The following is a 14,201-nucleotide window of genomic DNA, read 5'->3' on the forward strand; positions in this document are numbered from 1 at the left end:
AGCAAAGCCTCACAAGCGCTTTCCAACGACGGTCCCCTCCCCTACCCGGCCCGTGTCCGATGCTCCTGCGGGCTGACCCCGTGGACCCGTTTGAAGGCGCTGGACAGGGCGAAGGCACTGCCGTAGCCGACCTGGCGGGCGATCGCGCCGACCGTGTCGTCGGTGTCGCGCAGCAGGTCGGCGGCGAGGGCGAGGCGCCGGCCGGTGAGGTACGTCATCGGCGGTTCCCCGACGAGCTCGGTGAAGCGGCGGGCCAGGGCGGCCCGGGAGACGCCCGCCTTGGCGGCGAGGGAGGCCACCGTCCACGGGTGGGCCGGGTCGTCCTGGACGAGCCGCAGCACACGGCCCACGACGGGGTCGGCCCTCGCCCGGTACCAGGCCGGCGCCGCCGCCTCGGGCCGGGAGAACCAGGCCCGCAGGGCGGCGATGACGAGCAGGTCGAGCAGACGGTCCAGGACGGCCTCCTGGCCGGGTTCGTCCCGGCCGATCTCCTCCGTCAGCAGCGGGGTGAGCGGGCACTGCCACACCGCGGGGGTGAGGGACAGCAGCGGCGGCAGCGCGTCCAGCAGCCGGCCGCTGATCTCCCCGTCCATCAGGTACGTCCCGATCAGCACCACCGTGGAGCCGTCCAGCCGGTCGCCCCAGGCGCGGATCCCCAGATCCATGGAGCCGTTCAGGGACCGTCCGTCGGGGTGGGCGCAGCGTCCCCCCGGCAGGACCAGCGCCTGCGGGGCGGTGGCGGGGTCGTCGGCGCAGGTGTAGGCGCCGGGGCCGCGCGCGATGGCGAGGTCGCCCGCCGTGAGCCGGACCCGCTCGCCCTCGTCCGGCACGACCCAGCCCTCGCCGCGCACCATGAGCATCACCGTCAGGGGCGCCCGGTCCTCCACGCGCACCGCCCACGGCGGGTCGAAACACGCGCGGATCATGAGGGCGCCCCGCGCGCGCGGCCCGTCCAGCAGGCCCGCGAGGGGGTCCCCCCGCGAGACGGTGTTCGAGCGCGGGGAAGCGTCCATGCCGACAGCGTAGACGCGCGCTTATGGGAATGAGCCGTTCAGCGATGGGCCCGTGCGGTGTACGCGAGTTGACTGGACGCATGACGCGGAACACGGCACAGGACACGGCGCGGAACACGGCGCGGAACACGGCACGGGGCACGGCACAGGACACGGCGCAGGGCATGGCACGGGGCCTGACGGTGACGGTGACCGGCGCGACCGGTCGTACGGGGGCACGCGTGGCGCGGGCCGCGCGCGATGCCGGGCTGACGGTGCGGGCGGCCTCGCGGGCGACGGGCTTCGACTGGGAGCAGCGGTCGACGTGGACGGAGGCACTGCGCGGCGCGGACGCCGCCTACCTGGTCCACCCCACCGACGTCGGCACCCCGGAAGCGGCCCGCGCGGTCGGGGAGATCGCCCGGGAGGCGGCCGGGCTGGGCGTACGGCATCTGGTGCTGCTGTCGGCCCGGGGCGAGGAGCGGGCGCGGCCGACCGAGGAGGCGCTGCGGACGTCGGGCGCGGACTGGACGATCGTGCGGGCCGCGTGGTTCTCGCAGAACTTCGGCGAGGGCCCGCTGGCGGAGGAGCTGCGGCTGAGCGGCGGGCTGGTCTTCCCGGCCGCCCCGGACGTGCGGGAGCCCTTCGTCGACGTGCGGGACATCGCGGACGTGGTGGTGGCGGCGCTGACCTCCGGCGACCGGTACGCGGGGCGGGAGCTCGACCTGACGGGGCCGCGGCCGGTGGCGTGGGGCGAGGCCGTCGCGGAGATCGCCGCGGCGGCCGGGCGCGAGCTGACCTACCGGGCCGTGCCGTCGCGCGAGTACCACGAGCACCTGACCGGGTTCGGGGTGCCGGAGCAGGAGGCCGACTTCCTCGTCGAGCTGTTCGAGGAGATGCTCGACGGCCACAACGCGCACCTCACGGACGGGGTGCGGCGGGTGCTGGGCCGGGAGCCGCGCGATTTCGCGGAGTTCGCGAAGGAGGCAGCGGCGGCGGGCACCTGGGCGTGACGCCGGGCGTTCACTTCTCGGGGGGCGGGGGCTCCTCCCCGTTCCCGTTCCCCTTGGGGAAGGTCTTCGCGTGCGTGCGCAGCCGGCCGGTCACGTCCTCCGGCGGCAGGAACCGCGACCACCGCTCGGGGAACTCGGACGGCATGTCGGGGTCGTCGGGGTCGTCGTACGCGCGGGCGGCGGCCATGCGGGCGACGTACTCCGCGGCCTCCTCCTCGCGCAGCCGCTCGTTGGCGGCGCGCGCCGCGGCGGTCGCGGCGGCCGGCCAGACCCGGTCGATGGCGGCGTTCACGGCGGCGCCGACGAGCACGGCGAAGGCGGACACGCCGATCCACAGCAGGACGGCGACGGCGGCGGCGAGAGAGCCGTAGATGGTGGCGCCCTCGATGGTGCTCTGGAGGTAGATGCGCAGGAGGAAGCTGCCCAGCACCCACATCGCCAGGGCCACCAGGGCGCCGGGCACGTCCTCGATCCACGGGGAGCGCACCGGCACGGAGACGTGGTAGAGCGTGGTCAGGAAGGCGATCGACAGGACGATCACGACCGGCCAGTACAGGACCTGCACGACCGTCGTCGACCACGGCACGATCCGGACGACGGCGTCGGGCCCGGCGACCATCAGCGGCAGCGCGACCGACCCGATCAGCAGGGCGGCGATGAACAGCAGGAACGCCACCAGGCGGGTCTTGACGATGCCGCGGACGCCGTCCAGGCCGTACATGACGGTGATGGTGTCGATGAAGACGTTCACCGCGCGGGAACCCGACCACAGGGCGAACAGGAAGCCGATGGAGATGACGTCGGGCCGGCCGCCCGCCATCACGTCGTCGAGGATCGGCTGGGCGATCTGCGTGACGCCCTTGTCGGACAGGACGGTGCGGGACGCGTCGAGGAGGTTGCTCTCCAGGCTGCTGATGGTGTCGGTGCCGGTCCAGTCGTCGACGTAACCGAGCAGGCCGATGAGGCTCAGCAGCAGCGGCGGCACGGACAGCAGGGTGAAGAAGGCGGCCTCCGCGGCGAGGCCGAGGATGCGGTACTCGATGCAGGAGTTGACGGTGTCCTTGAGCAGCAGCCAGGCGGTCCTGCGCTTGGAGACGTTGCGGTAGAGGGCACGCGCGCGGTGGAGACGCCCGAAGGGGACCTCGGGCCGCTCGGGCCGCTCGGAAGGCTGACTTGCTGGCTGCACGCCTTAAAGGTATCCGCCGTACGGGGCTGCGCTCACCTCCGGTGGGACCCGGCCTCGGTCGCCCGCCTCAGATGCGGACCCGCGGTCGCCGTCGGTGCGGGACCCGCGGGTCCGATGTCCGGACCCGCCGTGGGCGTGACACTCGTGTGCGCCTCGGCCCCGTCGTGGGCGTGGCACACACAGGAGGCGTCAGCCCCGCCATGGACGTGGCCCCGCGTGGGGTGTCCGGCCGTCGTCGTGCCGGGCACGCGCGCGTGAGGCCGTCGGGCCGGCAGCCGGGTCTTGCGCAGCTCCGTCCGGCCGGACACGCGCGCGAGGCCATCGGCCCTCCTGGGAGCCGTCCCCGTACGAGCAGCAGCCGGGCACACGCGCGTGAGGCATCGGTGTCCCGTGGTCATGAGCGGTCCGGCCGGGGCTTCTGAACTGCTGCCACTTGGCTGTGTGCGAGTGCGTTCTGGTGAGTGTGAGTGAGTGCGGGCCTCTGCGGTCAGGGTAGGTGGGCGGGTTTCCGGCCGTTGTGAACGTAGGTTTGTTGGTCGAATGCGTGACCTTTGCGGGTGGGGTTCGTTGGCCGGTGTGACGGGATGCCGCGGAGCTGGGTGGGGGTGACGGGGTTGGGCGAGCTGCGGAAGGTGGCGGCGCCGTTCGTGGTGCCCAGCCCTGCGGGGGTGGCGGTCCGGGACCGGCTCAAGGGCCTGACCGCTCAGGACGAGGAGGTGCTGCGGCTGGTCGGCGGCCACCTCGGGTCGCTCGCGTCCCGTGATCTGAAAACCCGTTGCCGTGACGGGCTGGAGCACGACAGTGACCGGTGGGCGGCGCGCAAGCAGTCGCTGACGGGTGAGTCCTCGTCCCGCTGGGCCGGGAGTATCACGAAGGCCACGCACGATCAGTGGGCGCTCGCCCGCCGGGGCCAGCTCGCCCACATCCAGTCCCTTCAGGCCGGAGTGGACACCATCACTCGTCGGCTGTCTCTGCCGGTCGGGGCGAAGGGAACGAAACAGGCACCGGGCGGGTACCGCGGTGAGCGGGAGTGGCATGCCAAGTCGCGGCGGCTGCGGGTGCTGGAGGACCGGCTGGAGCGAGTGCGCGCCGACCTGGAGGCCGGCCGGGTGCGGGTGGTGCGGGGCGGGAAGCGGCTGCTCACCGCCCGCCACCACCTCGATGCCGCCGAGACGAACGAGGATGAGTGGCGGCGCCGGTGGGAGGCTGCGCGCCGGTTCCTGCAGGCGGACGGCGAGTCCGGCAAGCGCTACGGCAACGAGACCATCCGGGTCAGCCCCGACGGCGAAGTATCCCTCAAGCTCCCGGCACCGCTCGCCCATCTCGCCAACGCCCCGCACGGCCGGTACGTCCTGGCCGCGAAGGTCTCCTTCGCGCACCGGGGCGAGACCTGGCGCGACCGTGTCACCGCGCACCGGGCGGTGGCCTACCGTATCCACGAGGACACCGAGCGGGACCGCTGGTATCTGACCGCCGCCTGGACCCTCCCGCCGGTCCAGGCCGTGCCGCTGTGTGCCGCCCGCACCAGTGGTCTGATCGGCGTGGACATGAACGCCGACCATCTGGCGGCCTGGCGACTGGATGCGCACGGCAACCCGGTCGGTGCCCCGCGCCGCTTCGACTACGACCTGTCCGGCACCGCGGACCACCGCGACGCGCAGGTCCGCCACGCCTTGATCCGCCTCCTGCACTGGGCCGAACGCCACGGCCTCGCGATCGCGATCGAGGACCTGGACTTCACGCAGGAGACGACCCGGGAGAAGCACGGCCGCCGCAAACGCTTCCGCCGGCTGATCTCCGGCATGCCCGTCGCCCGGCTGCGGGCGAGGCTGGCGTCCATGGCCGCCGACCTCGGCATCCCGCTGGTGGCTGTCGACCCCGCCTACACCTCGAAATGGGGCGCCCAGCACTGGCAGAAGCCCCTCACCAGCAAGAACAGGAAGACCACTCGTCACGATGCTGCGGCCGTGGCGATCGGCAGGCGCGCCCTGGGGCACCCGATCCGGCGACGGACGACACCGCCCCGTACCTACCAGAGCGATGGGTACGGGCATCGGACCGTCCAGGCCGGACCAGGCACCCCGAGGCGTGAGGGATCCCGCCCCCGCGTCCCCGGACCACGCACGAGATGCGTGCCGCCCGAGCACGGAGCGAACGCGGGCGACCAGAACACCCACCACCGTTCGGGGTGTTCGGCTGAGCATGAGACCTGGCAACAGGACTCACTCCCGCTCAGTCTTTAGGAACGGTAGGTTCGCCGTATGGCAGGCAGCACGCACACCGTGACCAACCAGCCCCCGCCACTGCTCGGGTACGACGTCTACGGCGCCGACCGGGCCCTGGTGGACGCCGTGGAGCGGCATCTCGATCCGGAGCTGCTCGACGAGGCCCGGGGAGATCTGTCGGCCCTGGGCCGGGCCGCCGGGTCGGCGCAGCTCCACGAGTGGGCGATCCAGGCGAACGAGAACCCGCCCACCCTGCGCACCCACGACCGTCACGGTCACCGGATCGACGAGGTCGAGTTCCATCCGGCCTGGCACCGGCTGCTCGGCAAGGGCGTGAGCGCCGGGCTCACGTCGGCGTGGGTCCGGCCGGGCGGGCATGTGCGGCGGGCGGCGGGGTTCGTGGTGTGGACGCAGGTCGAGGCGGGCAACGGGTGCCCGCTGTCGATGACGCACGCGGCCGTGCCCGCCCTGCGGACCGACCCGGAGCTGGCCGCCGAGTGGGAGCCGCGGCTGACGTCGACGCTGTACGAGCGCGAGCTGCGGCCCGCCCGTCTGAAGGCGGGCGCGCTGTTCGGCATGGGGATGACGGAGAAGCAGGGCGGCAGCGACGTCCGGGCGAACACGACGTCGGCGCGGCCGCTCGCCGAGGACGGGACGTACGAGCTGACCGGGCACAAGTGGTTCTGCTCGGCGCCGATGTCCGACGGCTTCCTGGTGCTGGCCCGTGCGCCGGAGGGGCTGACCTGCTTCCTCGTCCCCCGGGTGCTGGAGGACGGCACCCGCAACCCGTTCCTGCTCCAGCGGCTGAAGGACAAGCTGGGCAACCGGTCGAACGCGTCCGCCGAGGTCGAGTTCGACGGGACGTGGGCGCGCCGGGTCGGCGAGGAGGGGCGAGGGGTGCGGACCATCATCGGGATGGTCGCGGCGACCCGGCTGGACTGCGTGCTCGGCTCGGCCGGCCTGATGCGGGCGGCCGTGGCGCAGGCGGTGCACCACTGCACGTACCGCGAGGCGTTCGGCGGAAAACTTGTCGACAAGCCGCTGATGCGCAATGTTCTGGCCGATCTCGCGGTGGAGTCGGAGGCGGCCACCGCGCTCGGGCTGCGTCTGGCGGCGGCCTACGACGACGACGGTGAGCAGGAGCGGGCACTGCTGCGGATCGCGGTGCCGGCCGCGAAGTACTGGGTGACCAAGCGCTGTACGCCGGTGACGGTGGAGGCGGCGGAGTGCCTGGGCGGCAACGGGTACGTGGAGGAGTCGGGGATGCCGCGGCTGGTGCGCGAGTCGCCGCTGAACTCCGTCTGGGAGGGCGCGGGCAACGTCCAGGCGCTGGACCTGCTGCGGGCGTTGCGCAGGGAGCCGCAGGCGCTGGACGCGTATCTGCGGGAGGTGGGACGGGCGCGGGGTGCCGACCACCGGCTGGACGCGGCGATCAAGGACCTGCTGACCGAGCTGGCCGACCTGGAGGGAGCCGAGGCGCGGGCGCGGCGGCTGGCGGAGCGGTTCGCACGGGTGCTCCAGGGTGCGCTGCTCGTACGGTTCGCGCCGCCGGAGGTCGCCGACGCGTTCTGCGCGTCGCGGCTCGGCGGGGACGGCGGGTCGGCCTTCGGCACCCTGCCCCACAGCCTGGACCTGGCGGCGCTGGTGGAACGGGCCCGGCCGCTCGTCTGACCTGGGACGGGGCAGATGCGGGGGTGGTGCTGCGCCGACACGGCACCACCCCCGCCGCATGGCCCTGCGAGGCCAGTGGCGCCGCTCGGGACGGCGCGCCACAAGTTTTGGACAGCGAGTGGATGTTGGCCAGGGTTGCAGAGGGTTGCAACGTGTCGGACTCGCTGTCCGGAGTGTGCCCCTCCGTGACGTGCGGACGGCAAGATGGGACTCCGAGTGAGACCGGAAACAGTCGGCGCAGGAGCTTGACACCCGGTCCTGTGCCTGTGTGTTCACCGGGAGGCTCCAGTGGCGAAGTCGCCGATGACCGTGCCCCAGCTCGCGGCCGTCGATGCCGCACGGGCGGCGCGGATGCTCAACGAGGTGCGCGACGCCAAGCTCTCCGGCCGGCGGACGAGGATCGCGCCCCGGCCGGTGATCGAGCAGTCCTGGGAGCGGATGCTGCGCAGCGGCGTGGACCCCGAGCACGACTTCAGAGCCGGGCTGCTCAGTGTGGACGAGGTGCGCCGGCGCCGTGAGCAGTCACCGCTGCGGGAGGTGCTGCCGGTGCTGCGGGAGGGGCTGCTGTCGGTGGCGGACGCGGCCCACCACATCATGGTCGTCGCCGACGACGAGGGCCGGGTGCTGTGGCGGGAGGGCTGTTCCCCGGTGTTGCGCAGGGCCGACGGGCTGGGTTTCGAGGTGGGCGCGGACTGGCGGGAGGAGGTCGTCGGGACGAACGGGATCGGGACGCCCGCGGTGGTGCGCCGGCCCGTCCAGGTCTTCGCGGCCGAGCACTTCGTGCGCTCGCACGCGGCGTGGACCTGCGCCGGCGCCCCGATCACCGATCCGCGGGACGGCCGGCTGCTGGGCGTGGTGGACGTGAGCGGGCCGCTGGAGACGATGCATCCGGCCACGCTCGCCTGGGTCGACGCGGTGGCCAAGCTCGCCGAGGCGAAGCTGCGCGAGCTGCACCTGGGGGCGCTGGAGCGGCTGCGGGCGGTGGCGGCGCCGGTGCTGGCCCGGCTCGGCGGCCGGGCGGCGGCGGTGGACCGGGACGGCTGGACCGCGGCCGTGAGCGGGATGCCGTACGCGGCCCGGATCACCCTGCCCCGGTCGACCTCGCCGGGCCGCCGGTGGCTGCCGGTGCTGGGGCTGTGCTCGGTGGAGCCGCTGGCGGGGGGCTGGCTGGTGCGCGCGCTGGAGGGCGCCGCGGAGCCGCTGCCGCGCGGCACCACCCGGATCGAGCTGGATGTGACGCGGCCGCGCCGGTGGTCGGTGGCGGTGACCGGCGGGGCGGGGGCGTGGTCGCACGAACTCAGTCCCCGGCACGCCGAGTTGCTGTACCTGCTGGCGGTGCACCGGGGCGGGCGCAGTGCGGCGGGGCTGGCGGCGGACGTGTTCGGCGATCCGGGGCGGACGGTGACCGTCCGGGCCGAGTTGTCCCGGGTGCGGCGGTACCTCGGGGGGCTCCTGGAGCACCGGCCCTACCGGTTCTCCGAGGACGCGGAGGTGGCGGTGCTCCTGCCGGACGACCCGAAGGACCTCCTGCCGCACTCCATGGCGCCCGCGGTGACCGAGGCGCGGGCGACGGACCCCGTGTCCTGACGACGACCGCCCTGTCACGCCCACGACTTCCCCGGCGTCCCGCGGAACGCCCCGCTCCCCTGCATCCCCTGCCCGGCATCCCCGGACCTCCCCGCTCCCCGGCAACCCGCTGCCCGACTTCCCGCTGCCCGGCATCCCCGGACCGCCCCGTTTCTAGGCACCATTGCCCGACTTCCCGCTGCCCGGCATCCCCGGACCGCCCCGTTTCCAGGCACCATTGCCCGACTTCCCGCTGCCCGGCATCCCCGGACCGCCCCGTTCCCGGGCATCCCGTTGCCCGGCATCCCGTTCCCTGACATCCCGTCGCCCGGGATCGCCGGCCGCTCGAACTTCCTCACGTCGGCCGCCAGTTCCAGGGTGGCCACGATGGGCGCGTCCCGGCCACGCCGGCCGCGCCCCGGCCCCGGCGCCCCGGGTGCGCCTCACCCGCCCTGGCCACGGCTTTCGTGCCGCGGTCGGGGCGAATACGGATGTCGTACCGTACGGCGCTCTCGCCGCCTTTTTCACGCCGTGCGCCCGCGTGTGCCGCGGCGACTTCCGCGTATGTGCGAGGTCCGGGCCCGGGCGGACGCCCACTGCCGTAGCATCCCCCTACGGGTCACCCCACCTGCTCCTCGCTCAACGTAAGGATCATCAGGCGCAGTTGGCCCCGCCTCGGGAGGACGAATGAAACATCGTGGCCGACATCGCCGGCACAGGCGGGGCAAGGCACTGCGCGCGTTCCTGACCGGAACGGCGCTGGCGCTCACCGCCGCCGCCACCATGATCAGCGCCTCCCAGGCGACGGTCCCGGACGGCCCCGGAGCCCTGGAACCGCTCACCGCCTCCACCGACACCGAAGCCCTGCGGCTGACGGAGAACCTGGTGCCGCGGGCCTCCCTGGACCGGCTCGCCGCGGAGATGGGTCCGCCGGTCGGCGTGGGCGCGGTGCTCGGCGACGCCGACCGCACCCTGCGCGACGCGGCCGGCTGTACGGACGCGGAGCGGCGGGCGCTGCCCGTCTCCCCCTCCGCCACGCACGCCTACTGCTGGGACGCCGCGGACACCCGGGGCTGGCAGCCGGGCGCGGTGACCACCTCGGGCGAGGCCGACGACGACGGGCTGTGGGGCGCGCACCGGGTGATCCTCTCCGGCTGGTCGCGCAGCACCGGCCCGAGCACCGACCGGGGCCTGGCCCGGATCGCCTTCGTCGACGCGGGCGCCCCGGACCGCCTCGCCTACACCTGGGCGCTGCTCGCCGTACCGGTCGACGGCGGCCGCGACTACCGGGGACTGGTCTCCCATGTCTCGGGCATGGCCTGGTCCGAGGACAAACTTCTGGTCACCGCCGACGAGGAGGACGGCACCGCGCTGTACGTCTACGACCTGAACCGCGTCCAGCGCGCCACCGTCAGCGGTGCGGCGATCGGGCGGGTGCCCGGCGGCTGGTCGGCGTACGGCAGCCGCTACGTCCTGCCCGCCGTCGCCTCCTACCGGCTGGACGGCGGTGCGGACGCCCCGCGCCCGGCCACCGTCTCCCTCGACCGCAGCACCTCCCCCGACACCCTGGTCGCCGGGGAGTGGACCCTCGACGACAACGACCGGGGCGCCCGGCTGTGGCGGTACGCCCTCGACCCGGCGCCCGGCCGGACCGGGCTCCTCGCCTCCGACGCGGCCGGACGGGTCCGGGCGACCGAGGCGTACCGCACGAAGGCGACCGGGGTGCGGGGCGTGCTGGCGCACGGCTCGGCCTGGTACCTGACCCGGGCGGCCGCCACGGACCACCGGCACGGGACGCTGTGGCGGCAGGACACCGACGGGGCACGGGGCGCCACCTGCGGCGCCGACGGCAGCCACACCTGCTGGAGCACCCGGACCGAGTCCCTCTCCTACTCGGCGCAGACCGGTGAGGTCTGGACGCAGTCCGGCCGGGTGCTGTTCGCGCTGCCCCTGGCCTCCGTCGACCGGTCGGCGAAGTGACGGGCGCGATCGACAGACCGGCGGAACGGATGGTTCCCTGACCGGCATGACCAACATTCCCGTGACCACCTGGTCCCTGGAGCAGACCGCGCCGAGTGACCTGCTGCCGGCCGCCGCGCCCGAGGGCGATGTCCGGATCGTCCGCTCCGAGGTCCCCTCGCCCGAGTTCAGCCGCTTCCTGTACGCCTCCGTCGGCGGTGACATCCGCTGGACCGACCGGCTGGGCTGGAGCCACGCGCGCTGGCAGGAGCACCTCGAGCGGCCGGGCCTGGAGACCTGGGTGGCCTACGACCGGGGCACACCGGCCGGGTACGTGGAGCTCGATCCCGGGGACGACGCGGTGGTGGAGATCGGTTACTTCGGTCTGATCCCCGCCTTCCGCGGCCGGCGGATCGGCGGACACCTGCTGTCGTACGGCGCGGCCCGCGCCTGGGACCTGGGGGACCGCTGGCCCACGCTGCCGCCGACCAAGCGGGTGTGGCTGCACACGTGCAGCAAGGACGGCGAGTACGCCATGGACAACTACCAGCGGCGCGGCTTCCGGCTCTTCGACACCAAGGTCGAGGAGGAGGCCGAGGTCGCCACCCCGGGCCCCTGGCCGGGCGCATACCCAGCCTGACCTGCGCGGACAAGACACCGCGCAGCACATGTGACCGATGACACCCTTGTCTCACCCTTCGGGACAAGGGTGTCCGCATGACGGACGAAGCTGGACTGTGTCCAGATCGCCGTGACACGCTTTCGTCATGTCTGGAACTGGAATTGCCTTGGTGAGTCGGCGGCACGTCGACCTCGGCCGCATGTCCAGCGCCATCTGTCCGGCGAGCTGACGAGCCGCAGCACCGCCGACACGCTCCCTTCCAGCACTTCCCGCCCGCGCAATGGCGCGCAGGTATGCCCATGCGCCCGTACGCGCAGGTCAGCGTCGCATTCCGCCTGTCCCGAAGGACGTATTCACCATGGCCGCCACCCCGCAGAATCCTGCCGCCTCCGCGCCCCGCCGCAAGGTGAGCCGTCACCGCGGTGAGGGTCAGTGGGCCGTGGGTCACTTCACCCCGCTCAACGGCAACGAACAGTTCAAGAAGGACGACGACGGTCTCAACGTGCGGACGCGCATTGAGACGGTCTACTCCAAGCGGGGCTTCGACTCGATCGACCCCAACGACCTGCGCGGCCGGATGCGCTGGTGGGGGCTCTACACCCAGCGCAAGCCCGGGATCGACGGCGGCAAGACCGCGATCCTGGAGCCGGAGGAGCTGGACGACAAGTACTTCATGCTGCGGGTCCGTATCGACGGCGGCCGGCTCACCACCCAGCAGCTGCGCGTGATCGGCGAGATCTCGCAGGAGTTCGCGCGCGGCACCGCGGACATCACCGACCGGCAGAACGTCCAGTACCACTGGATCCGCATCGAGGACGTGCCGGAGATCTGGAACCGCCTGGAGGCGGTCGGCCTGTCCACCACCGAGGCCTGCGGTGACACCCCGCGTGTGATCCTCGGCTCGCCCGTGGCCGGCATCGCCGAGGACGAGATCATCGACGGCACCCCGGCCATCGAGGAGATCCACCGCCGGGTCATCGGCAACCCGGCCTTCTCGAACCTGCCCCGCAAGTTCAAGACCGCGATCTCCGGCTCGCCGCTGCTGGACGTGGCGCACGAGATCAACGACGTCGCGTTCGTCGGCGTCGTCCACCCCGAGCACGGTCCCGGCTTCGACGTCTGGGTCGGCGGCGGCCTGTCCACCAACCCCAAGATCGGTGTCCGGCTCGGCGCCTGGGTCCCGCTGGACGAGGTCCCGGACGTCCACGAGGGCGTCGTCTCCATCTTCCGCGACTACGGCTACCGGCGGCTGCGCAACCGCGCCCGGCTGAAGTTCCTGGTCGCGGACTGGGGCCCGGAGAAGTTCCGCCAGGTGCTCCAGGACGAGTACCTCGAGCGCACGCTCGTCGACGGCCCCGCCCCGGCCCAGCCCGTGGAGCGCTGGCGCGACCACGTCGGTGTGCACCGGCAGAAGGACGGCCGCTACTACGTCGGCTTCGCCCCGCGCGTGGGCCGCGTCGACGGCACCACCCTGACGAAGATCGCCGACCTGGCCGAGGCCCACGGCTCGGGCCGGGTCCGCACCACCGTCGAGCAGAAGATGATCGTGCTGGACGTCGAGGAGGCGCAGGTCGAGTCGCTGGTCGAGGCCCTGGAGGCGCTGGACCTGACCGCCAAGCCCTCCCCGTTCCGGCGCGGCACCATGGCCTGCACCGGCATCGAGTACTGCAAGCTGGCCATCGTCGAGACCAAGGCGCGCGGTTCCGCCCTGATCGACGAACTGGAGCGCCGCATCCCGGACTTCGACGAGCCGATCACCATCAACATCAACGGCTGCCCGAACGCCTGCGCCCGCATCCAGGTCGCGGACATCGGTCTCAAGGGCCAGCTGATGCTCGACGACCGCGGCGAGCAGGTGGAGGGCTACCAGGTGCACCTCGGCGGCGCGCTCGGCCTGGAGGCCGGCTTCGGCCGGAAGGTCCGCGGTCTGAAGGTGACCTCCGAGGAACTGCCGGACTACATCGAGCGCGTCCTGAAGCGGTTCCAGGCGGAGCGCGAGGACGGCGAGCGGTTCGCCACCTGGGCGGCCCGGGCCGGTGAGGAGGCCCTGTCATGAGTGAGCGGGCGGCCCCCTTCTACTGCCCCTACTGCGGCGACGAGGACCTGCGTCCCAGTGAGCAGGGCCACGGCGCCTGGGAATGCGCGGCGTGCAACCGCGCATTCCAGCTGAAGTACCTCGGGCTCCTCGCCCGTGGCGTTCAGCGAGCCGACAACGGAGGGGATGACCGGATATGACGACGGCTCAGGAAGCTCGTGAAGCTCGCGTCGAGGACGAGTTGAAGGCACTCGCCGAGCAGGCCGGACGCGACCTGGAGGACGCCTCCGCGCTGGAGGTCCTCCAGTGGGCCGTGGACACCTTCGGCGAGCGGTTCTGTGTGACGTCCTCCATGGAGGACGCCGTGGTGGCCCATCTGGCGTCCCGCGTCCGCAAGGGCGTCGACGTGGTGTTCCTCGACACCGGCTACCACTTCCCCGAGACCATCGGCACCCGGGACGCGGTCGAGGCCGTGATGGACGTGAACGTCATCACCCTCACCCCGCGCCGGACGGTCGCCGAGCAGGACGCCGAGTACGGCCCGAAGCTCCACGACCGCGACCCGGACCTGTGCTGCAAGCTCCGCAAGGTCCAGCCGCTGGAGGAGGGCCTGCGAGGGTACCGGGCCTGGGCGACCGGGCTGCGCCGCGACGAGTCCCCGACCCGGGCGAACACCCCGGTCGTCGGCTGGGACGAGAAGCGCCGCAAGGTCAAGGTCTCCCCCATCGCCCGCTGGACCCAGGACGACGTCGACGCCTACGTCGCCGAACACGGTGTCCTGACCAACCCGCTGCTGATGGACGGCTACACCTCCGTCGGCTGCGCACCCTGCACCCGCCGGGTCCTGGAGGGCGAGGACGCGCGCGCCGGCCGCTGGGCGGGCCGCGCCAAGACCGAGTGCGGGCTGCACGGATGACGAGCACCAAGGTCAT

12 protein-coding genes are annotated in these 14,201 nt (G+C 73.0%); 10 read left to right on the forward strand and 2 right to left on the reverse strand.

Annotated features, from left to right (window positions below):
* Positions 1-41 precede the first annotated feature (41 nt).
* A complete protein-coding gene (locus ACFYWQ_RS11525; RefSeq protein WP_389515158.1) occupies positions 42-1,013 on the reverse strand; it encodes an AraC family transcriptional regulator in 972 nt (323 codons plus the stop codon).
* Between the two features lie 164 nt (positions 1,014-1,177).
* On the opposite strand from ACFYWQ_RS11525, the gene ACFYWQ_RS11530 reads away from it, so the two are divergent.
* Positions 1,178-2,005 (forward strand): NAD(P)H-binding protein, encoded by an 828-nt coding sequence (locus tag ACFYWQ_RS11530; RefSeq protein ID WP_389515933.1) that lies wholly within the window; start codon positions 1,178-1,180, stop codon positions 2,003-2,005.
* A gap of 10 nt (positions 2,006-2,015) precedes the next feature.
* Here the strand turns inward: ACFYWQ_RS11530 and ACFYWQ_RS11535 are convergent, their stop codons facing one another.
* Positions 2,016-3,191, reverse strand: coding sequence for a YihY/virulence factor BrkB family protein (locus tag ACFYWQ_RS11535; protein ID WP_389515159.1), 1,176 nt, complete (start codon positions 3,189-3,191; stop codon positions 2,016-2,018).
* Between the two features lie 614 nt (positions 3,192-3,805).
* Here ACFYWQ_RS11535 and ACFYWQ_RS11540 point away from each other — a divergent pair.
* The 9 genes from ACFYWQ_RS11540 to ACFYWQ_RS11580 all read left to right on the forward strand — a co-directional run bounded on the left by ACFYWQ_RS11540 (position 3,806) and on the right by ACFYWQ_RS11580 (position 14,185).
* Positions 3,806-5,434, forward strand: a complete 1,629-nt coding sequence (locus ACFYWQ_RS11540) for an IS200/IS605 family accessory protein TnpB-related protein (protein WP_389515160.1) — start codon at positions 3,806-3,808, stop codon at positions 5,432-5,434.
* An 18-nt stretch (positions 5,435-5,452) separates the two neighbouring features.
* Entirely contained in the window at positions 5,453-7,087 is a 1,635-nt protein-coding gene (locus ACFYWQ_RS11545) for an acyl-CoA dehydrogenase family protein (protein WP_389515162.1), read from the forward strand.
* A 303-nt stretch (positions 7,088-7,390) separates the two neighbouring features.
* On the forward strand, positions 7,391-8,674 hold the full coding sequence (locus tag ACFYWQ_RS11550; RefSeq protein ID WP_389515165.1) for a GAF domain-containing protein: 1,284 nt from the start codon (positions 7,391-7,393) through the stop codon (positions 8,672-8,674).
* A gap of 666 nt (positions 8,675-9,340) precedes the next feature.
* Positions 9,341-10,633, forward strand: a complete 1,293-nt coding sequence (locus tag ACFYWQ_RS11555) for a hypothetical protein (RefSeq protein ID WP_389515167.1) — start codon at positions 9,341-9,343, stop codon at positions 10,631-10,633.
* Between the two features lie 46 nt (positions 10,634-10,679).
* Positions 10,680-11,252, forward strand: coding sequence for a GNAT family N-acetyltransferase (locus tag ACFYWQ_RS11560; RefSeq protein ID WP_389515169.1), 573 nt, complete (start codon positions 10,680-10,682; stop codon positions 11,250-11,252).
* A gap of 127 nt (positions 11,253-11,379) precedes the next feature.
* Positions 11,380-11,463, forward strand: a complete 84-nt coding sequence (locus ACFYWQ_RS11565) for a putative leader peptide (protein ID WP_309486338.1) — start codon at positions 11,380-11,382, stop codon at positions 11,461-11,463.
* Positions 11,464-11,592: 129 nt separating this feature from the next.
* Positions 11,593-13,290, forward strand: a complete 1,698-nt coding sequence (locus tag ACFYWQ_RS11570) for a nitrite/sulfite reductase (RefSeq protein WP_389515171.1) — start codon at positions 11,593-11,595, stop codon at positions 13,288-13,290.
* Positions 13,287-13,469 (forward strand): hypothetical protein, encoded by a 183-nt coding sequence (locus tag ACFYWQ_RS11575; RefSeq protein ID WP_385066436.1) that lies wholly within the window; start codon positions 13,287-13,289, stop codon positions 13,467-13,469. Before ACFYWQ_RS11570 ends, ACFYWQ_RS11575 begins: the two co-directional genes overlap by 4 nt.
* Positions 13,466-14,185, forward strand: a complete 720-nt coding sequence (locus ACFYWQ_RS11580; RefSeq protein WP_389515173.1) for a phosphoadenylyl-sulfate reductase — start codon at positions 13,466-13,468, stop codon at positions 14,183-14,185. The genes ACFYWQ_RS11575 and ACFYWQ_RS11580 overlap by 4 nt, the downstream gene beginning before the upstream one ends.
* Positions 14,186-14,201: the final 16 nt, after the last annotated feature.

The sequence above is a fragment of the Streptomyces sp. NPDC003247 genome, assembly GCF_042888135.1.
GTDB lineage: Bacteria > Actinomycetota > Actinomycetes > Streptomycetales > Streptomycetaceae > Streptomyces.